This window comes from Brevibacillus sp. SIMBA_040 (genome assembly GCF_046535075.1).
GTDB lineage: Bacteria > Bacillota > Bacilli > Brevibacillales > Brevibacillaceae > Brevibacillus.
The window spans coordinates 217718-239952 of record NZ_JAWRXI010000006.1 but is presented as its reverse complement, the minus strand read 5'-3'; the positions used below and the strand labels follow the sequence as shown (position 1 = coordinate 239952).

The following is a 22235-nucleotide window of genomic DNA, read 5'->3' as shown; positions in this document are numbered from 1 at the left end:
ACACGGTTAAATCGCGTCAGCCAAAATTTCTGCCACGTCACGTGTTTTCACGTGATCTTCCTGCTCTTTGGTTTTGATTCCATCGTTCATCATCGTCAAGCAGTATGGGCACGCACTCGCGATCGCTGTCGGATTGACCTCCAGAGCCTGCTCGGTGCGCGTCACGTTGACACGAGAGCCCTCATGCTCCTCCATCCACATAAGTCCGCCACCGGCACCACAGCACATGCTGTCACAGCCGCTGCGCTTCATTTCCACGACCTCTACTCCAGGAATGGCTTCCAGAATCACGCGTGGCTTGTCGTAAATTTCGTTGTAGCGTCCGAGGTAGCAGGAATCGTGGTACGTAATGCGCTCGTTGACTTCCTTGTTTGGCTTCAGACGGCCCTCTTTTACCCACTGCGCCAACAGCTCGGAATGGTGGTATACCTCTGCCGTGAGACCAAACTCCGGATACTCGTTTTTGAACGTATTGTACGCATGCGGGTCACATGTCACGATCTTTTTGACCTCGTAGCCTTCGAACAGAGCGATATTTTCTTGTGCCAGCTGCTGGAACAAGAATTCGTTTCCGATGCGTCTTGCTGTATCGCCGGAGTTCTTTTCCTCGTTACCGAGAATCGCAAATTTGACGCCTGCTTCGTGCATCAATTTGACGAAGGCATGGGAGATTTTTTGGCTGCGCAGGTCAAAAGAGCCCATGGAGCCGACCCAGAACAAATACTCGAATTCTTCTGCTTGCTTGACCGTTGGTACTTCATACTGCCCGTTCAGGCCTTCAATCCATTTCGTACGGTCTTTGCGGTTAATTCCCCAAGGATTGCCTTGGCGCTCAATATTGTTCAAGGCACGCTGTGCTTCTTGCGGCATGCTGCCTTCTGTCATGACCAGATAACGACGCATGTCGATAATTTTGTCTACGTGCTCATTCATGACCGGGCATTGATCCTCACAGTTGCGACAGGTCGTACAAGCCCACAGCTCCTGCTCTGTGATGACATCGCCAATCAGATTTTTATCATAAATCGTTGCAGTCCCACCCTCGGCTGTCGCTGCTACCTCAGAGGATTGAAAAGCGATCTGGTTTGCTGCTGTTTGTGCAAAGGCAAAGCTCGGCATCCAAGGTGTACGCGAGGTAACCGCCGCGCCTTTTTCCGTCAGATGATCGCGCATTTTCGTAATCAAATCCATCGGGGAAAGCATCTTGCCTGTACCAGAAGCCGGGCACATATTCGTGCAACGACCGCACTCCACACAAGCGTACAGGTCAATCAGCTGTGTTTGCGTAAAGTCCTCGATCTTGCCAACGCCAAACACCTCTTGCGTCTCATCCTCAAAATTAATACTGGAGAGCTTGCCTGGAGGGTCGAGCTTTTTAAACCAGACGTTGACTGGGGCAAACAGCAAGTGAGCGTGCTTGGACTGTGGAACGTAGACAGCGAAGCCCAACAAAATAATCAGATGCAGCCACCAGAAAACGTAAAAGAGAGCAGCAGCTGCTGTCGTACCTACGCCGAGCGCTGCGAACAGCATCGCAAATAAAGACGAAATCGGTGCCAAGCCAGATGCTTCATGACCGAGCCAGATTTGCTCAAAAGCGAGAGAGAGAAGAACAGTCGCCATCAGAGAGGAGATGAGTAAAAGGACAATTCCTGATTTGAATCCCCGCTTCAGACGCCCCAGCTTTTCAATATAGCGGCGGTAAAACGCATAGCTTACTGCAGCAAGAATTAAAAATGTCGTGATTTCCTGCATGACACTGAAGTATTTGTGAGCGCTGCCAAAGGGAAGCTCAAATCCTTTTGAAAGTCCTTTGATGATCAGCTCGATTGCACCAAACTGCAAAAGGATAAAGCCATAAAACATGACGACGTGCATGACGCCGCTCTTTTTGTCTTTTAACAGCTTTTTGTGGAAAATGACGTTGTCCAGCATCAAATTGATACGTGCGCCAAAGTCATCCTTCACATCCGGCTTTTTCCCCAGCTTGATGAACAAGTACCGACTGTACACAACATGTCCTGCCAAATACAGCCCATAAGCCAGAACCAGGAAAAAAGCAATGAGATTAATTAGTGCCAGCATCTTTTCTTCTCCCCCTCATTGCGAGTTGTCTTTTGTAGTTATCTTATCAGAATCGAGGATGAAAATGAATGACTATTCAGTCTGTAAAACTTATTTATTTGAAAAATGAAATAAAACTGAACGATCGCTCACTTTCACCGTAACTTGATATTATCACACAAAACTCTGATCAACCATCCTCAATCAAGAGTTGGAAAAATTCAGACAAGAATGCCTCGATCGCAGCCAGGCTACGTCACGACTTTTCGTGGTCCACAAAAAAACAGCCACCACATGCATGGCAGCTGTACTTTCAGTCTTATTTTCCAGAAGCTTCTTTTGAAGTGGTATCTGTATCTTCCTTTTTCGTTTTTTGCTCCAGACGAACGTCTGCCAAGGATTTGACCTTGGTTGCCTTGATCCGTTTGTTGCGTGGCAGATCAGTAGGCTCCAGATTGTCTGCTTCGTCCTGCATGAGAGCTGCGATACCGACTGCTTTTCCTTTTGCTGCTTTGCAGTATTCGCAATTTTCCTCATCGTGCTCATGGTATTGCTTCGGCTCTGGATACGAGGTGATAACACCCTCAAAGTTGCGCAAAACCACTTTATCCGACGCTTGGGAAATGATGTAGTTCGGGCTGACCGGAATTTTTCCGCCGCCGTGTGGAGCATCGACAACGAAAGTCGGTACTGCATAGCCAGAGGTATGACCGCGCAGGTGTTCCATGATTTCGATCCCTTTGCTGACTGGAGCGCGGAAGTGTCCGATCCCCTCAGACAGGTCGCATTGATAAATGTAGTATGGACGCACGCGGATTTTGACCAAATCCTGCACGAGCTTTTTCATGGTATTCGCGCAATCGTTGATACCAGCCAAAATAACAGCCTGGTTTCCGAGTGGCACGCCAGCGTTTGCCAGCATTTCGCAAGCTTGCTTCGCTTCTGGTGTAATTTCTTTTGGATGGTTGAAGTGTGTATTGAGCCACACAGGATGATATTTTTTCAAGATATTGCACAGATTTTCTGTAATGCGCTGCGGGAACACAACGGGTGCACGTGTACCAATACGGATAATTTCTACGTGCGGGATATCGCGCAGGCTGCTGATGATATATTCCAGGATGCGGTCGTTGATCAGCAGACCGTCGCCACCAGAGAGCAGAACATCGCGTACTTCTGGTCTGCTGCGGATGTAATCGATACAGGCATCGAGCTGTTTCTTTGGCACACCCATGCCGATCTGGCCAGAGAAGCGGCGGCGCGTACAGTAGCGGCAATACATGGAGCATTGGTTTGTCACCAGAAACAGGACACGGTCTGGATAGCGATGAGTCAGTCCAGGTACCGGTGAATCTGTATCTTCATGCAGCGGGTCTTCCATGTCGTATTTCGTACGAACCATTTCAGAAGACAAAGGTACAGACTGCATGCGAACCGGATCAGTCGGATCGTCTGGGTCCATCAGGTTAGCGTAATAAGGCGTAATGTTCAAAGGAATCGTTTGCGTGGAAATGCGCACGCCCTCTTCCTCTTCCGGAGTCAGGTTAATAACCTGCTTCAGGTCGTCAACCGTTTTGATGGTGTGGGTCAATTGCCACATCCAGTCATTCCACTGTTCATCCGTTACATCCTTCCAAAGCTCAACCGAGCGCCAATCACGTTTTGTTGCTACCGTCATCTGCGTCACATCTCCTCTCATCAGTAGTGAAGCTCATGCGTTTCACTCGCCAATAAAGAGATGCAAGGGTCGTGCCAACCAAATCAAAACATTTAGAAAATAAGGAATAGAGCGTTTTGTAAGCGCATCTTCCTTTTGGTCATTGATTCATTCTGCCGAATTTTCGGCATTCAACAGGGAGGAATCATCCGCTGCGACAGCTTGTATTGCAGGGTCTGCCTGGGTATTCCGAGCAGCTTTGCGGCGCGGAGTACATTGCCCTCGGTCGATTTCATGGCTTCACCGATCATTCGCTCCTCAAGCTCCCGCATGATATCGGGCAAGGTTCGTCCCTCGCTAGCCTCAAGCAAGGCAGATAAGTCCGTCATCGGTTGATCTTCAGACTCGTCTGCCAAATTGCGATCTAATACATGTGGCGGTAAATGCTCCAGCTCGATGGAATCTGCCTCTACCATATTCATCGCGGCTTCCACGACATGCTCAAGCTCGCGAACATTACCCGGCCAGTCGTAGCCTGCGAACAAGCGCGCTACCTCCTTGCTGGTCCCACGCACATTCATACCGAATTGCCCGTTAAACTTCTCCAAAAAATGCCCCACTAACAGGTCGATATCTTCTTTGCGCTCTCGCAAAGGCGGCAATTCAAAGGATACGACGTTAATCCGATAATACAGGTCAGTCCGCATCAAGCCTCGCTGAACAAGCGATTGCGGGGCTTCATTGACCGCAGCGATCACACGCACATCCACCCTCGTCGATTTACTGCCGCCGATCCGCCTGATTTGTCCGTCCTGCAATACACGCAGCAGCTTTGCCTGCAAATCAAGCGGCATACTGTTTAGCTCATCTAAGAACAAGGTACCGCCATCTGCCAATTCAAACAGACCCGGACGATCATCCGCTCCTGTAAAGCTCCCCTTGGTCGTACCGAACAGCAAGCTCTCCAAAAGAGAGGCGGGCAGTGCTGCACAGTTTTGCGCAATAAATGGCATCGTGCTGCGTGCCGAAGCATGGTGAATCGATTGAACGAACAGCTCTTTACCCGTTCCCGTCTCCCCGTAAATGAGGACAGGGGAGGTCGTACGTGCTGCGCGGCGAGCCCGTTCTTTCAGCTGCTTCATTTTTTCACTACTCGTTAAAATATCTTCAAAATGGAACGTTACCTCATCCACCGTACGCTTCGTTCGCTTTGGTTTGCTGATTTTTGCCTGCAAATCCACCAATCGCTCCGACAGCGCTTTTAGCTTACCGATATCCTTGGCTACCTCTACTGCACCAACAAGTCTCTTTCCTACGCGCACCGGGAGTGTTGTATTGATCGTCTCTACACGCATGCCCTTCCAGTTTTTGTATACCTGTGTCTGGTTGTAAATGGATTCTCCGCTTTCAATCACTCGAAGCAAGGTGCTCGATTCACGATCCAGGGAAGGAAAAACCTCCAGAAGAGGCTTTCCCAACACTTCCTCTGACGTTAACCCGTCCAGCTTTGCTGCGACATGATTGTAAAAAATCGTTATCCCGTCAGCGTCGACCACATGAATTCCTTCGTCAATGGCCCCCAGTATTGCCTGTAACATTTCAACCGTATCAGACAACGGCATCCTGGCATTCTCTCCTCTCATCCATGCTGCCAAAAAACCATCACTATGCCGAATATTCGGCAAACTCCACATTTTTATCGAAACATCCGCTATCTATTTCGCCCAACCTGAATCGCTAGCATAACGGTATACATTAGATGCCCCAATACCCATATCAAAAAGGCAAGCCATGTCATCGGCGTATTGCTCAGCAGACTAAACGGCAAGAAGGCAACGGCAAAGCCAAGCATCCAAAAACCAAGATATTTGAATGCACCTGCCCCACGCTCCCGCGGATAAAAGTGCATCAGAAAAAAGGCAATGATGACACTAATCAGAAGATGAATCAACAGCTCTACAATAGATGGCAGGTTTTCCATGCCAGATACATAGCTGACGTCGATTAGCACGGGAAACGTTTGTGTATCAAACAATCCGTCACCCAGCGCCAAGAACGCTGCCAGTCCCAGACCCGCGATAAGTCCGTTTACGAGTATAAACATCCGACAAAATCCCCCTTCCACATCCAACCGCGAGTACTCCTATTGTACGTGTAAAAAACCGCCCTTGCCAAGGGCGGCTTATTTACCTAGCTCTATTCGCAGCTCATGCTCACCGGTGTATTGCTCGTTCATCCATAGCTGATACGCGATTTCAATCAACACAGGCAATTCATTTTCATACTGAATGCGCAGCTTGTTCGTATGTGTCTCCATGGTAAAAGGGCCATAGGGACTTTGGTACAAGGACTGTGTACTTGCCCCTTTTTCAAACTGCTGTCTCGTAGAAACTCCGCCTTGGCGAATCAATGTTATTGCTTTATCCGACAACTTTATCGTAGTACTGACCTCGCCTGCACCTTCCATTTGCTCCTTGTAGGTGACGTACCAGGACGCTGCCTTTTGTACACGTTTGCCCTCGTAATGATGGGTGGACGCGTCCCAAATGCCCTCCACGAGGTGTTTGGCTGTCAGTTTGATTTGTACATCTTGCATATCCGTCTCCACACTCCACTTTCTGTACTACCACTAGCAGCAATATCCGTTCATTGTACGATCATCGCTGTTCGCTTGCAACCGCAGCCTGCGCTTCTGCATCCGAAAGCAAATATTTCATCGTTGCTGCTACGCCCAATGCAGCGAGCAGAAGCAAGCCAGCCAAGACTAGATAGCCTGTACCTGCACCCGTGTAGTCGATCATAACAGTAAACAATCCGATTAAAATCAAGCGCATCATCATCCCGATCGAATTGAAAAAGCTCATGACACGTCCCATAAACTGCTTGGGCACAACCGTCATATAAAGGGATTGGCGAATCAGTCTGACCGACGCATTACTCCAGCCGTAGACCATGTAAGCCGCAATCAGTGCCCAGCCAAATGGCAAGGCAACCATTGCGATCATGACGACGGCAAACAGCAGGGTATTGCCGATCATTGCTGATAATTGTCCCATTTTTCGCACGACGAGAGAGACCAAAATGCCCGCTCCTACAGCCCCCAGCGCATACGCCATTTCCCCAAGAGAAAAGGTCGATACATCCGCCTTGAGCGTCTGGCTGACGTATACCGGCTTGAGCAAATTGCTGGCCATAACCGCAATAAACGGCATCAAGGCCGAAACCCCAAAGATAAGGAAGCCTTTCTTTTCCTGAATGTACCGCCAGCTTTGTACGAGCTGACCCACCCAGGATACGCCTTGATTCAGCTTTGCTTCCCGCTCCAGTGTAAATGTGTATTTCATCGTGGACAAAAGACAGAAGGCAAACAGGTACGTGAGCGCATTAAACAAGATGACCACATGAAGTCCGTAAGTGCTGAGCAAAATCCCGGAACCGGCCCCTGCAAGTACCGTAGCGGTCTGTCCTTCAATCTCTAACAGGCTGTTGATGTCGTTGTAATGCTTTGGCGCAAAGGTCTCCTGCACTAGAGCTGATTGGGCCGGGTAGTGAATCTGATACATAAAGGTCGTGACGAGATAAATCACGATCAGCATCCACTCCGCGTAATCTCCGAAAAATCCCCAGACGGCGAGGGAACCCAGCACACTAAATCCGATCAGATTTTCGACTAGCAGCATTTTTTTACGGGAATAACGATCAATTAGGGTTCCAATATAAGGTCCAATAAAAAACATGAAAACCGCTGAAGTAAACATGGTGGAGCCAAGCAGCTGTGCCGATCCTGTTGTTTCGACGAGATACCAGGCAATACCGATCATCGTCATACCTTGGCCAAAACCTGAAAAGAGATTCGAGAAGAACAGCTTTCGAAATTGGACGTGGGCAAAAACCTCTCTCATAACAAACAACTCCCCCGGATACCTGAAAAGCATTTGGAAACATTTTCTTACATAAGATTCTACCTTCTTTTATATACTTTGTAAACAAAAATGTTTATTTAATTATTCGAAAAACCCCCGGTTTCTATACAAAAACCGGAGGCTCTATTCACATCACAATTATTTTACAAAGCTGAGGAGCAGCTCGCGCACGATTTTGGATGCAACGATCTGTGTCATTTCACTGTGATCGTATACCGGGGCTACTTCCACCAAGTCACAGCCAATGACATTTGCGCCATTGTTAGCCATGAAATGAATGGTATCGAGCAGCTCACGAGAGGTAATACCGCCAGCTTCAGTTGTTCCTGTACCTGGTGCATGTGCAGGGTCCAGGACATCGATGTCAATCGACAAGTAAATTGGGCGATTGCCGATTGTCGGCAGTACCTGCTTTACTGGCTCCAGCACATCGTATTTGTACAGGTGCATGTTTTCTTTTGCCCACTCAAACTCTTCTCTCATGCCGCTGCGAATCCCGAACGAATAGACATTTTTTCCACCAATCAGGTTGCACACCTTTTTGATTGGCGTTGAGTGGGAATATTGGTATCCCTCGTAGTTGTCACGCAGGTCAGTATGCGCGTCAAAGTGGAATACGACCATATCCTTGTATTTTTCATAAACCGCTTGGAACACAGGCCAGGAAACGAGATGCTCTCCACCTAGACCAAGTGGAAATTTACCGTCCTCGAGAACCTTTGCCACGAATGTACGAATCGCATCCAAGCTACCTTCCACGTTTCCAAAAGGAAGTGGAATATCACCAGCATCAAAATACGTGATGTCTTCCAACAGCCTGTCCAAATACGGGCTGTATTCTTCCAGTCCAATGGATACTTCACGGATACGAGTCGGGCCAAAACGGGACCCTGGACGAAAGCTAACTGTCCAATCCATCGGCATGCCATAAATGACAGCTTGGCTCTCTTCGTAGTTCCCGTGACTACGGATGAAGACATTACCGGAATATGCTTCGTCAAAACGCATGTTCACTCGTCCTCCTCCAACTAGTCGCGAGTCAGCTCAGCCACAAAGTTTGGCAGCTTGAATGCTGCGTGGTGAACTTCCGCATTGTAGTATTTTGTGTTCAAATTTTTGATTTTAGTTGCATCTACTTCCAATGGATCGTACTGTTTGGAAGCAATTGTGAAGCTCCACAGCCCAGATGGATAAGTAGGGATGCTGCAAGTGTACAGACGAGTAACCGGGAAAATCGATTTCAAGTCTTTGAATACGCGCTTGATCAGCTCACGGTTGAACCAAGGAGATTCTGTTTGCGCTACCATGATACCGTCTGGTTTCAGGGCGTCATGGATGCCTTGATAGAATCCTTTTTCGAACAGACCTACCGCGGGTCCTACTGGCTCAGTAGAGTCAACCATGATTACGTCATATTCACCTTTGTGATCGTGGATATGTTTAATACCATCAATTACCTGTACATCAACACGCGGGTTGCCAGTCAATGCACTTGCAATCTCAGGGAAGTATTTTTTGCAGGATTCAATTACGCCACCGTCGATTTCAGCCAAAACCGCTTTTTCCACGGATGCATGCTTCACGATTTCACGGATCGCACCGCCATCGCCGCCACCTACTACCAGAACCTTTTTCGGATTCGGGTGAGTGTTGAGGGCAATGTGAGAAATCATCTCGTGGTAAACAAACTCGTCGACATCAGTGGTCATAACCATGCCATCGAGTACTAACATGCGACCAAACTGCTTGGTAGTAATGACATCGATTTGTTGAAACTCGGATTTTTCACTGTATAGGGTATCCGTAATTTTCGTTGTAATGCCGTGATTTTCCGTTTGTTTTTCGGTGTACCACAATTCCATATTCATGGTTATGTAACCTCCTTCAAGTAACCGCATGAAAATACCATATAACAAGAAAATTATAGATGCTGTCTAACAAAAAGCAAGGGTTTTTTTATTCAATCATCTTCTTTGCAACGAGGCAAGTTTATCCAGCCAGCAAGTGACCCATACTAAAGTTAACCTGTGTCTTAGTATGTCCCGATTTGGAGATTCAATCGGTAGAAAGGAGGGGTAGGCACATATGGAAGTAATTCGGGAGGCTCCGTTGCTCCGCTATCTACGCTGGGCCAAGAAATTTGTAAAATTTTTCATACTCAGCCTATTATGCTTATCATTTGCTATTTTGCTGTTAATTTTGTACCTACGTTCACAGCCGCTACCAGAAACATTTGTCAAACAAACGACAACCATATACGCCTCCAATGGCGATGTTCTGGACACCATGCACCGAGGTGAAAATCGTATATTGGTCCCGATTCAAGAAATCTCACCTGCTCTCATTGACGCGACGATTGCCATTGAGGATCGTTCTTTCCGAGAGCATTATGGCTTTGACTTGAAGCGTTTAGCTATGGCTGCCTACGTCGATGTCATCAATATGGACATGCGCCAAGGCGCGAGTACCATTACGCAGCAGCTTGCCCGCAACCTCTATTTGAGCCTAGATAAAACGTGGGAACGAAAAATCAAGGAAGCGCTTCTGTCCATTCAGCTTGAGCTCAATTACAGCAAGGATGAAATTCTTGAGATGTATATGAACCAGATTTATTATGGGCATTCCGCTTATGGAGCCCAGGCAGCGGCACAAACGTATTTTGGCAAAAACGCCAAGGACTTGTCGATTGCCGAAAGCGCGATGTTGGCAGGCATCCCTAAGGGACCGACCTACTATTCACCTTTTAATGACTTTGAACGGGCAAAATCACGTCAAAAGCTTATTCTTGATGCTATGGAGAGAGACGGGATGATCTCGTCAAAGCAGGCTGATCAGGCTTTTGCTGAGCCCATCAAGCTCAAGGCGAGAACGAATGAAAATATGGGAGAGCAAGCGCCTTATTTCCGTGATTACATAGCTAGCCTTGTGAAAAATAAATACGGCATCGACGAGGAGCTGTTTATTCACGGCGGGCTCAAAATCCATACGACACTAGACCCTGTCATGCAAAAGAAAGCAGAAGAAATCGTTGCCTCCATTTTGCCTAAGGATTCGCCCAATCTGCAAGCTGCCTTAATTGCGATGGACCCTACTACGGGCTATATCAAAGCCATGGTTGGCGGACGAGATTACAAAATGAGTCAGTATAACCGCGTACTGGGAAAAAGACAGCCAGGCTCGTCATTTAAGCCCATCATGTATTTAGCTGCCTTGCAAAACGGCTATACACCATTGACCTTGATGAAAAGTGAACCAACTGTGTTTACCTACGATACTAACAAGCAGTACATTCCGAGCAATTTTGGCGGCAGATATGCTCACGATATGATCAACATGCGTGAAGCCATCAAAACATCAGACAATATTTACGCTGTCAAAACGATCGATTTTTTGGGGCCGCAAAAGGTCGTGGATGAAGCAAAAAATCTGGGGATTACAAGCAATTTGCAAGCCGTCCCCTCGCTTGCTCTGGGAACGTCTCCCGTCTCTCCTTTGGAGCTGAATGCAGCTTATGCCGCTATCGTCAACAAGGGTGAAGCCGTCAAGCCCATTGCCATTACCTCCATCGAGGACAATCAAGGCAATATTTTGATTGAGGAAAAGCCGAAAAAAACCCAAGTAGCTGATCCTGTCGCCTCAGCCCTTTTGGTAAACATGATGCAAAGCGTATTTGAACGAGGAGGCACCGGTTTTCGTGTTGCCAATGAAATTAATCGTCCGGTCGCAGGAAAAACAGGGTCCACAGATTATGACGCCTGGCTTAGTGGCTTCACTCCACAGCTCGTTTCCACAGTATGGGTTGGCTATGACAAAAACCAAAAAGTGGACGACGTTAAAGAAGGCTATTTATCCAAGAAAATCTGGGCGCAGTTCATGGAAGGCGCTTTAAAGGGACAGCCCCCCGCACTCTTTGACATGCCTGCTGGAGTCGTTTCTGTGTACATCGATGCTCATTCCGGCAAGCTGGCAACAGAGCATTGTCCGACACCACAATTGTTCTATTTCGCCAGCGGTACTGAACCGCAGGAATACTGCACGGATCACTTGCCAGCAAATGAAGCTCCCACGCCTTTAAAGCCACCGGATCCTTCTACCTTCTGGCAAAGAATGGGCAGCTGGTGGAAACCATCGGATTAAGAAAAGAAAGGGACGTGCGAGCAGGCACGTCCCTTTTCCATACTTAAAGAAAGGCAATACGATTTTATTGTAACGACTGCGTCTCTCCACCACCAATGACACCATCGCCATCAGCAAAAACATGATCGTTGACGACACTGATCAACCCTGCTTTGTCCAATTGCTCCAGCACTTCAAACAAGCTTTCCCTTTTTCCGGCAGGAAGCTTGCGAATAAAGTTGTTAATTTCGACAGGTGTTACGTGCGAGCGGAAATGGACGCCGCCGTACTTGGCAAAATGATTGTTATCGGCTTCCTGTGCACGGGGATCTTCGTTCAATGGGTACCGCCCCTTCCGTCAAACAGTTTGGTTATAGCCCCATTAGTTTATACGGTGAGCCCAGAAAGCATGACCTGAAAATAAAGCCTAGTAACCGTTTACATTTATTAGGGCCAAATGAACGCAAACAGGGAAAGAGTGACGGCTCTTTCCCTGTTTGTTGACCCAGTGTACATGTACACAGATATGAAAACAAGTTTACCTGACTTCAATACTGGTAACAATTGATTTCACCATTTGTTCACATACCGTTCACGATTTCCAAGTTTAGGACAAAATTTGCTTTAATTCCTCGGTTGAATTCTCAAACATGGTAGCGTTATTTTCAATTAAAAGCTTTTTCAAAGCAGCCTTTTCTTTTTCGCCAAGATCAGACAGCATGATGCGGCGTTTCATGGAGTAATCCATACGATTCACATGATCAGCCAAAATTTTGTAGCCTCGACGTGCTTCGCGATCAATCTCCATATAGCATGCGGTTGCACCAGCATAATAAGGACCCGCTTCGTTACGATCGACAGTTACCCAAACGAGCCAGTATGGCTTTCCATTTGGCACTTCTTCCTTGTTGGCCGTCCATTTGATACCTTTTTCAACGGTACTTTTTGCATGCAGAGCACCCATATCAATATAAGCTTCATCACCGTCGATAATGACCGAGGAAACTGCATTCAGGTCCAAAACGCCTTGACCAAAGCCTCCATGTACATCAGTCTTGCCGCTCATGATCGTAAAGCCGCCTTTTTTATTATCAAATATATCCACGTTATACACCCTTCCAGACAAAAGTTCTCCTTTCTATATTCTACTCGCAAACCAACAGCGACGCAATTTTCCTATGTGCCCAGTTATTCTTCTGTGGGCTGCTGGTCGCTCTTTTTCCGATAACGATTCCAGATTTTATCGAAAATCCATAAAAGAAACGTCAATAGCAAGGCCGAATGGATTGCCATCAGCGCTTTCACTAATAATAAAGCTCCAAACATCGTATTGGACGGAACGACAATCATGTAATAGAGGAAGCTGATTGCAAAAGTGACTCCTAACGTAATCCAAAACCGAAATCCTAAGACAGCTCGTAAGTAACCGCCAACTAATAAACCGATAATCGGTCCGCCTAGCTCGATTGAATATACAAATGGCCCCAAAAACAGCCAAACAAACAGATTGTCCATGGTTCATTTTCCTCTCTTAGTCACGTCGCTTTCTCAGGTATAACTTCCGTCAAACCATGCTCGTCCAGCATAAATGGTCTGCCTGTGTCTTGATAAGCTCTCGAATCTTCTGACGAAAAACGGTTGATGAAATAACGTGGCGCGGGCTTGTCTTCTTGAGGTACAGGTAATGCAAACTCTATCTCTTCTTCATCCAGAACGCGGATTACCACAATATGATTGTGATATTCGATAGACAGGTCTTCCCATAATTCTTTTTCCTTTGGATCAAGCGTCATTGTCCGCCCCGATTTCGTGAATGTTATTTGCGGGAATTCCCGATCCTCCTGAGAAATCACGTAATACAGATAATTCGCTCTCTTGGCAGCCGTATTTCTGAGACCTGGCTGTACCTTTTCCTCCCCTTTTAAAAGCTGCGTGACTTGCTCGATCACTTCAGGGATGGTCGGCAGCTTGGCATGCTCTCCTGCCACGTAGTATCGTTTTTTGATGTCTTTTTGCGCGTAGTTGGCACTAATATAAGGTACGGTTCCATCTCCCAGTCCTGTATCGTAATAAGGAGCCCATTCATTGTGATAAGCGTCGAACCAATAGCCTAGAAAAGTCGGTTGACCTGTCCCGATTATCGAATACTGCGGAACATTGATTGTTTTGTTCTCCCATTTTTCATGAAGCGCTCCTCCCTGCTTGACAAGGGGGGCATAGCTTAGCTGAACCTTTTTGTCCTGCAAAAATTCATCATACGTGTAGAGGTCATTTCGATTCTTTTTCAAGAAGCTCACCGTCTCAAAATACCTTTTGGAGGGTAGTAGCTCATATACAGCTGGCGCATATTCGGAAATGATTTTGCCTGTTTCCTCATCCATCCATGGAATCGAAAAATTATACCCGAAACGGATAGCCTGATAGGCCCTCGGTGAGCCTAGAAACGGAGTTCCCATGTAGACAATTCGGTTTACCTTTGACTGATACGAAATATTCGACAACAAAGTCTCTCGGACCAGTAATCCGCCCATACTGTGTACGACCAAATGCACTTGACGTGCTCCAGACCTTTGCAGGGCGAGATCGATTTTTTCCTTTAAATAAGTAGAGTTTTTCGTGCTGCTATACCGCCAATCATATGGCATGGCAAATAGTGAGCGATGCTTTTTATATCCTGTTTTTTCTAGCTTTTTTACCATGCTGTAGTATTGCTCGGTCATATTTCGTACAGGATCGAGGGGTGAGTACGATAAATATTCGATCGCACTAAACCCTTCATCAGCCCGTTCTGGATAGATGGTCACTCCTCGCTCTCTCGGCTTCACATCTACACTGCTTGGCCTGATTGGCTCAAGCGACAGCAATCGGCGATGCTTAGGATCATTGATCCCGATCAAGCTGTCCCCCAGTCCCAGCCAAATTTCTGTTGTTTTTCCCCCTTCTTCTGCTTCCAGGCGCGAACCTCCTATTCCCGGGATCAAGATGACAGGAATCGTCTTGGCTACTGCAGTAAGCTTGTACGAATTGGGTGTAAAACCGGAGCGTTTGCTCGCCATCACTTTTATAAAGTACGTACCCGGATTGGTATTGAAAATGATCTGCTCATTTGTGTTCTTTGGCTTTTCTGACTTGGCAATTTCTTTTCCGGACTCATCCAGCAAGTATAGATCGATATCCATCCCTTCTGGCATATCCTTGAGGTCGATAAAAACGGTCGATGCCAAACTAAATGAAAAGCGATAGAAATCAACATCCGTCCGGTTATGAAGATTGCCTATCAGTGAAGCACTGTAATCTGCTGGCAATTCATAGGCTGTTTGAATGGTGTTGTTCGGTTCGTATTCGTCTACCTTTCCATCTTGCTGATCAGCTAGTACATCCGCACGTATGACATAATAAAAGTCTTTGTGAAACGAATCGCCGTTTCCACTTACCTTCACGTAGTACCATTTGTTTTTTTCTATCGCGATCGCTTCTACACTTTCATCACTATTTCCGGCCTTTTCCGATCGGCCCATTTCTTCCTGATCTGTGTTATATACATACAAATTGTAATCCTGACCAAGTGGAATTTCCCGGAGTGATACATTCATCTGGCCGTCTTTTGTTGCTTTAATCTTCCACATGTCTACATCGCCAGGCTTTGCGATCTTGCCGCGGCCGTCCTTGCCATCAAACAGCCAGTCTGCTTTTCCAAACGTATCGTTTGGCTCCAATTCAAAGATCACAGCCCTGCTCCGCAAAGCAGCTTCATTGGACTTATCCTCAACCGTAAAGTCATCGTAGAAGTCATCAGCCCATTCCTGTATGGAATCTTGTTGTTCGTTTTCCGCTGACTCATCAACGTTTTCATCAGAATCGGGCTCTGCCTCTACTTCTGCCTCCTCGTTAGCAATCGGTTCTATTTTTTCCGCCTTTTTCGCCACTTTTTTATCCCACGACTCTTCCCTGATCCCCAATCCCTCGTCGCTTAGAATCACGGTATCAGGTATGTTTAGCTGCCAATCACTGATCGGTTTCTTTGTGGAAGGTAGACGTAATTGTACGGTCATGGAACCTGAAGCAGATGGGCTGACTGCGACAGACAGCTGTGATTCCTCTCGAAACGCCAGGGATTTTTCCTCACCGTTCTGAATCACCGTAAGCATGATTTTCGGCTCTGTGCTAGCAAGCGCAGCCTGTATTCGCAACTCGCCATCCTCCACCCATGCCCATGCTTCTTCAACAATCGGATGATTATTTTTGGCCCAAGCAAATGGAGTCGTACTTCCCCAGCATAAAACGAGCATGAGTACAAGCAACACCGCCCGCTTGACTGTGTATCCCACAAAAAAACCCCCTCTTCCTTTTACTCCCTTCACAGTAGGAAAAGACAGATGGGGGGTGCAAACATATTTACTGGGTCGTATGATTCCGTATTCCTTGGCGTTCCCAAGCGTTTGCAATAATGCGGAACGGTATGCGGTAATCACTTAGCTCGTGACCTTTTCCAGCACTTTTATTGGTATAGGGAAAGCCTTTGTTCACGTCAAAGCGAAAATGCACCTGGTAGTAGACTGCATAGCTTGCATCCTTTTTAAAACCGTGCTGCTTGTCACCCATCAGTGGAATATCTACTCCCTGTTCTCTTGTCCCCAGCTTTGATGCTGAGTAGGTAGGTCCCTTCCAAAGCTGCGGTGACATCGCACGCAAAGACAACAAGGATTGCAGCGAGGTTTGTCTCAAGCCCGACTCCGATATCCACGCCTGTGCCGATGTAATGACCGGATATTGGTTACTCACTGGATGACGATGGCGTGACTGCAGCTCGATTTGCGCTAAAATTCTTTCCCCGGCGTAGAAATCATTGGGCTGGCTATTTGGATAGCGGTCCCTGGAGTGGTACTCCTTCCATTCTTCTGTATGAAGAATCGAGCCAGTCGCATTTGGCTCAAATACTTCGAATGATCGCTCTCCTCCTTTTACCGTGATCGTGTAGCGACCTGTCATCGTCTTAGAGATTTGATTTGGCTCGCACGTCTTATTCTCTTCCTCATCTGTTGTACACATTTCATAGGACAGATCGAAGCGAATGCTGTAGTTCATTGTGATAACAAATCCGTTGATCTCTGCTTTATATTTTTCAGATTGCAAGACTTGCCGCCAGGTCGTTTGCGTCGGCACAATCGTACCTGTGTACAAGTAGTCACCGCCTGTAGATGTACTACTAACCTGCCATTGCTGTGGGGTACCGGGTCCACTCACGCGTAAATCCAGTAACGCCGGAGCATACACAGCCATGCTTTTGGCATCTGCAATCCAGCCAGGTGTTGCTGTGACTGAAACATTTTCGATATTCTCTCCGCTTGCGGACTGCTCCAATAGCACCTTGTAGTCTGTGATGCTCTTGTTGATTTCCTGTTGCGCTCGTTGAAAGCCCTCGTTCATTTTCGTCTGGTCAATCGCCACACGAATTTTGGCTGGTTCTCTTTCCCATACTCCATCTACATTGACCTGCAGCTTTTGGAGCTGCCTGTTATCGGAATCGTAAATTTCTAATCCGATTTCTCCGCCATCCATATCACCACCAGGGCCTTCAGGCTCGGGAGTTGTGGGTGGTTTGGGATCTGGCGGCTTGGGATCTCCCCCTCCAATAACCTTAACAGGCCAAAGCGCGCGGTTATCCGGCCAAATAGTTTCGTTGTCCGGCAGATTCTTGGAAGGATTAATATTGGCAATGAAATGCTCAGATTTTTGCGGGTAACGCGTCGGAACGGTTATCTTTCGCACTTCCCCAGGCTTAAAATCATTTACGTCCAATACGGTTTCTTTGTCAGAGCTTTCCCAACGTACCGCCAGCTTCGTATTATGGCTGAGCTTGCCGTCATTTTTCACATCGAATCTGATCGCAGCCTCGGTTCCTGGCTCTTGTGGATCATTTGGAGTAATCGTAAAGCTCGATTTTAGGATTAGGAGGTTTTCTCCTTCAAGCGGGGACTTTCCGATTTTTACAAAGAAGAATCCAGAGCACTCTTCTTGATCAGATATCTCTACCATATACAAGCCTTCTAGCAAGCGGTCACTATCCTTATCTTTTGGAAAGGTAACCCAGTGGTTGTTCTGTTTATTTCTACTCGCAGCGAGATTTTCCCCATTTCGCTTCCACGACCACTTCTGCGTGCCTGGATCGAACCAATTTACGATGAAATGTGAGTCCGCAGACGTGAACACTTTAAATCGGTAACCACCTTGGTAGTCAGCGTCTGAAAGCTCGATCGTCTCCCCCCGCTTAATTTCCTTCGACCATTTTTGGTCAGTAGTAGAAATCTCCATGGCAACGAGCAGGTTGTAGCACTTGCGATCTGACTTGATGGTAAAAACGATTCGCTCGATGCAGCCTTTGTCAGACTCAAACTCTAGCAAGACCTCACCGAAAGCTTCTGCTATGTCTGCCGAAAGGATCAAATCAAACTGTTCATTCGCTGCCAGCTTGCCTGTTAGCGCTGTTCTTTTGCTGCCATCGATCAAATACCATGTGCCGGGAGCATTGGCGGAAAAGCGCATGTTCGTATCATAGCTGTCCGCATTTAGCATCGAGAAAAATGAAAAGTAGACATCCCAGTACAAGGTTGACGGCTTGCCCCCAGGATGTTGAAAAACCTCGTCGCCTGTTGGCGAAAATGGATTCGGAGGGGTGCCATACACTTTAGCCTTGAGTTGGTTTTGATCAGAGATTTCACAGACAGCATTTTTGACCTTTATCGTAATCTCCCAATTACATTCTGGTCGATCAGCCCAATCCGTCGCTGAAAGGTTCAGCTTGAGCTTGTAGGTTTTCCCCCGCTCAAAAATGACATCTTCTGAGCTTCTGCCGTCCCCCCAGGGCAGGTTAAGCTTTTCTGAGTTATAGGGTCGCCATCTATCTCTGTCATCGTACTCTCCGGGTAGCGTGACCACCTTGCCGTTTGGTTTGGTCACATCCCATCGCAGCAGCGCAGGCCCACTTTCACCGTATTTGTCTGTATATTTGGCGCGAAAATACAGCTGGTCCGTTGCAAAGATTTCTATCGTTTCTCCATTGCGGACGGATGAATTTGAAAGAGTAATGATTGGACATTTATCTTCGCCACCCTTGTTACTAACGGTGAAGAATTTTTCCCAGCATTCTGTTCCATCGTCTGATGTATACACCACTTTGTATGTCCCAGACGCACCGACACTGCCTGTCCCGATTTTTCTATCGCCTTTGCTGTTGGACATGAACGCGCCATCCATTTTGAACGTTCCCGGCTTTTTGGCAAAAATCGTGATTGTTGCGTTTTTTTCGACGGAAATGCTGCTTCCACTTGCCACAGCCGTGTAGTTTTTAACGTCTTTGTCACCGTCTACGTTGATGTCCATTTTTGTTTTGGAGCTGTCTATTGTGCATGATGGACCCGGTTCAGGCACAGGATCGGGATCAGGAGGAGGCACATCGCCAACTTTAAAGGGTACCTTATAAGGTACCCCTGTTCCGCCCGGTGAAGGGGCGTTCTGGCTATTTCGATCGTGAAGATCTGTTATTAGGAGGCGTGCTTCGTAGTTGCCGGGTTTGGTAGGTACATATTGTTGTCCAGACACTTCGATATGAAAAGGATTACCTGTACCACCTTTTGAGTAATCCCCTTTGGCGATTGCTGAATGCGTTTTAATTTCACTGGGGAAGGTGTATTCAGTTTTGCCAGTGTCTACGTTGTAAATATAATAATTAAGGACCTTAATTCCTCTGTTAAAGAAACTAAAGTCCTCAGCCCACATATTCACTTGTACGGTGTCTCCAACTTTGTATTGGGATTTAGCCCCGATACCGATGCCCGCTTTGGGTTGGGGGGTGGTCTCGAAGTTGACGACGCCTTTGAATCTCTGATTTGGGTGTTCACTTGATCTGTACGGTATTGTCGTATATGGTAATCCGCTACCTCCAGACATTTCGGCAATTTGGGAGAGGAGGTAGCCCGTGTATAACTTTTTATTATCTTTCGTGTCTATCACATCAAATCCGTTTAAACCATTTGCATATGAGATAAAAGCTGGGTTTCCGTTAAAAGTAGCTGCCCACGCACGGGCTTCGTCAAGATCTACAACTGGGTATCCGTTGTCAGACGTAGTTGATTTTTTAGAATAGTTAAGGACTTGGCCAGAGCCTGATTTTGTACCTTTTACAGTAACATCAGCAATAGAAGCATTTAGTGTCTCGTCATCATTAATTTCTGATAATCCTATTAAGTTATAGGTTCCACTATCTATGACTTTTTTGTCACGATCCAAATATCCTGGAATAGTGCCATGAATATTCGGATTAACTACCGCTGCGTTAGCTTTATTCACATAAGATCCTGCTTCAAGAAATCCTCCAAGAAAAATCACAGCAGAAATTAATAAAAGAAAGACTTTTTTCACCTAATTCACCGCCGTATGTTCTTATGATCCAAACTATTTGGTAAGTTAGTGAAATTATAGTGTGCTAATGGTCTGGCTTGTCCCTTGTATACTATCCTAACTAACATACTAGTTGCTTGAGATACGTCTATCGAAGCTTTCCCATGATTGTTATAATCTTTAACTTTAGGTCCGTTTAAATATAATGTAATATCTAAGGAATATTTTTCTGAGCTTGGGATAGTCAAGGTCAAATTACCGTTCGATAGTTTTAAACTATTGCGGAATGTAGTAAACAACTTTTCAGCTTCATATATACCAACTAAGTCCAAATGAAGTTTGTGTAAACTATACGCCGCATCTCCACGTGTCATCATAGATTTACTATCATATTTGCTTGTAAGTACACCATTAGGAAATTCTCCAGTTTTTTCGGCCATCAATGAATTACTTACCGCATAATGAACTTGCGATCGATTTTTATTTTGTTCTGAGTCTTTTTGAGTCCTCTTTTGACGCACACTCTCCCATGCATTGATCATCAAAAAAGCAGCTTCCTCCCGCGTCAAAACCTTATTCGGCTCTACCGCAACATCTTTCAAAATCCCATCCTTCACCGCTCGCTCATAATAAGTCTTCGCCCAATGACCAACAGGAAAATCCTTGATCGCATCCCCTTCTTTTAACCCCTTCACTTGCACTAAACCCACAACCAAATCAGCCTGCGTAATCGTTTGATCCGGTCGAAAATTCCCATCAGGGAACAGCCACATCAATTGGTTTTTCACCGCATATTCAATATCCGCCTTGTGCACATGGTTTTGATAGTCCCGAGCCGCCTTATTTGTCTGTGCAGCGTTCACAGAAGCAGGTTCTCCCACACCACCACTAGCTACTACCGCAGTTGCCAATAATATGGTCAGAAAAAACGATTTCCTCTTCACAAAGAAACACCTTCCTATTAGCAGGGCCGATCATCTCTAATGAATAGGCACCCTCTGAATTTTCGCAATTAATCCACCGCTTCCTTATCAGATATTTTACCTATATTAACCATTTTTAGAAAGAGATTCATTCATGTTTTTTTGCAAAAATTCCCGCAGATGCTGCTCCGGCACATCGCCTTCCAGCTTGTCTTTGACTTGCCCCTTCTCCACGATAAAAATAGTAGGTGTAGCCTCCGCTCCCAAATTCAGCGCCTCACCCAGCTCCTGCTTTTTGTTAATATCCAATCGATCGATGATATTTGTGGGGTACTCCTGCATGACCTTCTCAAAAGTCGGTCCAAAGCTCGTGCAATATCCACAACTATCGCTGTATACATAAACAATTTTTAGTTCAGATGTACTCGATACACTCCATGCCGTTACCGCCGTAAGCAGTAACACGCCAACGAGTGTCAGCCACAGCCATACTTGCTTGATTCCCACAACCTCTTCCCCCTCTTCTCGCTTGTGGCGGTTCTTCGCAAAGTCGCTTCAGTTTCTTCTATGTACTTGTCAAGGAGCAATGCCCGTATTATGCCTGCTCCACCTGAGACAAAAAAAGCCAGCCCATTTGAATGGCTGACATGGCGACACAGTATTGGCTATTCCCTTTCCCTGCATCCTCTTCAATTCGATTTATTTTTTCCGATTACACCTTCTTCTGTAGCTTGGAAAAATTCATCTTCTCCTGCTTCTATCGCAATCGAAGCGCTTTGATCAACGCCTTTGATGGCATATAGCTTAGTGCCCTTCTCCAAATAATTGGAGACAATGACTGCTTCAGGCGATGTGCCTTCATCTCCTTCAAATTCATACTTCTTTTCTACTACCCCTATTTGTTCTCCGATAAGATCCTTCGCTACCTTGCTTTCATCACGATTTTGGATGACATAAACACGGTCCTCGACTTTGACAAAAGGATAGGGCCAGCTAGCTATTTCATTCGTTTTCTCTTGCCCACGAGTAGGATTGCTTTCGGCTGGAGAACAGCCAGAGAGCTGCAGCAAAGCTGTGAAAAGAGTCACCACTCCTGCCAACCACACCATTTTTCCTTTGCCCCAAAAATGTTGCATCCTACGTAACACCCCACTT

At 46.5% G+C, this 22235-nt stretch carries 17 protein-coding genes; 1 reads left to right on the top strand and 16 read right to left on the bottom strand.

Translation table 11 applies throughout. The features are described from left to right. Window positions 1-6: 6 nt before the first annotated feature. The 8 genes from SB752_RS12600 to speE form a co-directional block, all read right to left on the bottom strand. Window positions 7-2085, bottom strand: coding sequence for a (Fe-S)-binding protein (locus SB752_RS12600; RefSeq protein WP_410715983.1), 2079 nt, complete (start codon window positions 2083-2085; stop codon window positions 7-9). A gap of 298 nt (window positions 2086-2383) precedes the next feature. After that, on the bottom strand, window positions 2384-3742 hold the full coding sequence (kamA, locus tag SB752_RS12595; RefSeq protein WP_410715982.1) for a lysine 2,3-aminomutase: 1359 nt from the start codon (window positions 3740-3742) through the stop codon (window positions 2384-2386). 170 nt (window positions 3743-3912) lie between these two features. Next, complete coding sequence (locus SB752_RS12590; RefSeq protein ID WP_410715981.1) at window positions 3913-5343, bottom strand: sigma-54 interaction domain-containing protein; 1431 nt, start codon at window positions 5341-5343, stop codon at window positions 3913-3915. A gap of 89 nt (window positions 5344-5432) precedes the next feature. Then, window positions 5433-5825, bottom strand: coding sequence for a hypothetical protein (locus SB752_RS12585; RefSeq protein WP_410715980.1), 393 nt, complete (start codon window positions 5823-5825; stop codon window positions 5433-5435). A 78-nt stretch (window positions 5826-5903) separates the two neighbouring features. Then, on the bottom strand, window positions 5904-6317 hold the full coding sequence (locus tag SB752_RS12580) for a YwiB family protein (protein WP_410715979.1): 414 nt from the start codon (window positions 6315-6317) through the stop codon (window positions 5904-5906). A 61-nt stretch (window positions 6318-6378) separates the two neighbouring features. Further along, window positions 6379-7623, bottom strand: coding sequence for an MFS transporter (locus SB752_RS12575; RefSeq protein WP_410715978.1), 1245 nt, complete (start codon window positions 7621-7623; stop codon window positions 6379-6381). Between the two features lie 159 nt (window positions 7624-7782). After that, window positions 7783-8652, bottom strand: a complete 870-nt coding sequence (gene speB / locus SB752_RS12570) for an agmatinase (RefSeq protein ID WP_410716061.1) — start codon at window positions 8650-8652, stop codon at window positions 7783-7785. A 20-nt stretch (window positions 8653-8672) separates the two neighbouring features. Beyond that, window positions 8673-9506: a polyamine aminopropyltransferase gene (speE, locus tag SB752_RS12565; RefSeq protein WP_123058844.1), complete on the bottom strand. Its 834-nt coding sequence runs from the start codon at window positions 9504-9506 to the stop codon at window positions 8673-8675. Window positions 9507-9729: 223 nt separating this feature from the next. Between speE and SB752_RS12560 the strand changes: the two genes are divergently transcribed. Further along, entirely contained in the window at window positions 9730-11781 is a 2052-nt protein-coding gene (locus SB752_RS12560) for a transglycosylase domain-containing protein (RefSeq protein ID WP_410715977.1), read from the top strand. 64 nt (window positions 11782-11845) lie between these two features. Here the strand turns inward: SB752_RS12560 and SB752_RS12555 are convergent, their stop codons facing one another. From SB752_RS12555 to SB752_RS12520, 8 genes are all read right to left on the bottom strand, one after another. Continuing rightward, the gene (locus tag SB752_RS12555; RefSeq protein WP_410715976.1) at window positions 11846-12100 is read right to left on the bottom strand and encodes a hypothetical protein; all 255 of its coding nucleotides are present in this window, start codon (window positions 12098-12100) and stop codon (window positions 11846-11848) included. 267 nt (window positions 12101-12367) lie between these two features. Next, window positions 12368-12865: a YwhD family protein gene (locus tag SB752_RS12550; protein ID WP_410715975.1), complete on the bottom strand. Its 498-nt coding sequence runs from the start codon at window positions 12863-12865 to the stop codon at window positions 12368-12370. Between the two features lie 83 nt (window positions 12866-12948). Further along, the gene (locus SB752_RS12545) at window positions 12949-13275 is read right to left on the bottom strand and encodes a hypothetical protein (RefSeq protein ID WP_410715974.1); all 327 of its coding nucleotides are present in this window, start codon (window positions 13273-13275) and stop codon (window positions 12949-12951) included. Between the two features lie 20 nt (window positions 13276-13295). Further along, on the bottom strand, window positions 13296-16088 hold the full coding sequence (locus SB752_RS12540; protein WP_410715973.1) for an alpha/beta fold hydrolase: 2793 nt from the start codon (window positions 16086-16088) through the stop codon (window positions 13296-13298). Window positions 16089-16155: 67 nt separating this feature from the next. Next, window positions 16156-20106 (bottom strand): ABC transporter permease, encoded by a 3951-nt coding sequence (locus tag SB752_RS12535; protein ID WP_410715972.1) that lies wholly within the window; start codon window positions 20104-20106, stop codon window positions 16156-16158. Window positions 20107-20183: 77 nt separating this feature from the next. Beyond that, complete coding sequence (locus tag SB752_RS12530) at window positions 20184-21101, bottom strand: S-layer homology domain-containing protein (protein ID WP_410715971.1); 918 nt, start codon at window positions 21099-21101, stop codon at window positions 20184-20186. A 105-nt stretch (window positions 21102-21206) separates the two neighbouring features. Beyond that, entirely contained in the window at window positions 21207-21587 is a 381-nt protein-coding gene (locus SB752_RS12525; RefSeq protein WP_410715970.1) for a thioredoxin family protein, read from the bottom strand. 182 nt (window positions 21588-21769) lie between these two features. Continuing rightward, entirely contained in the window at window positions 21770-22216 is a 447-nt protein-coding gene (locus SB752_RS12520) for a hypothetical protein (protein WP_410715969.1), read from the bottom strand. Window positions 22217-22235 lie beyond the last annotated feature (19 nt).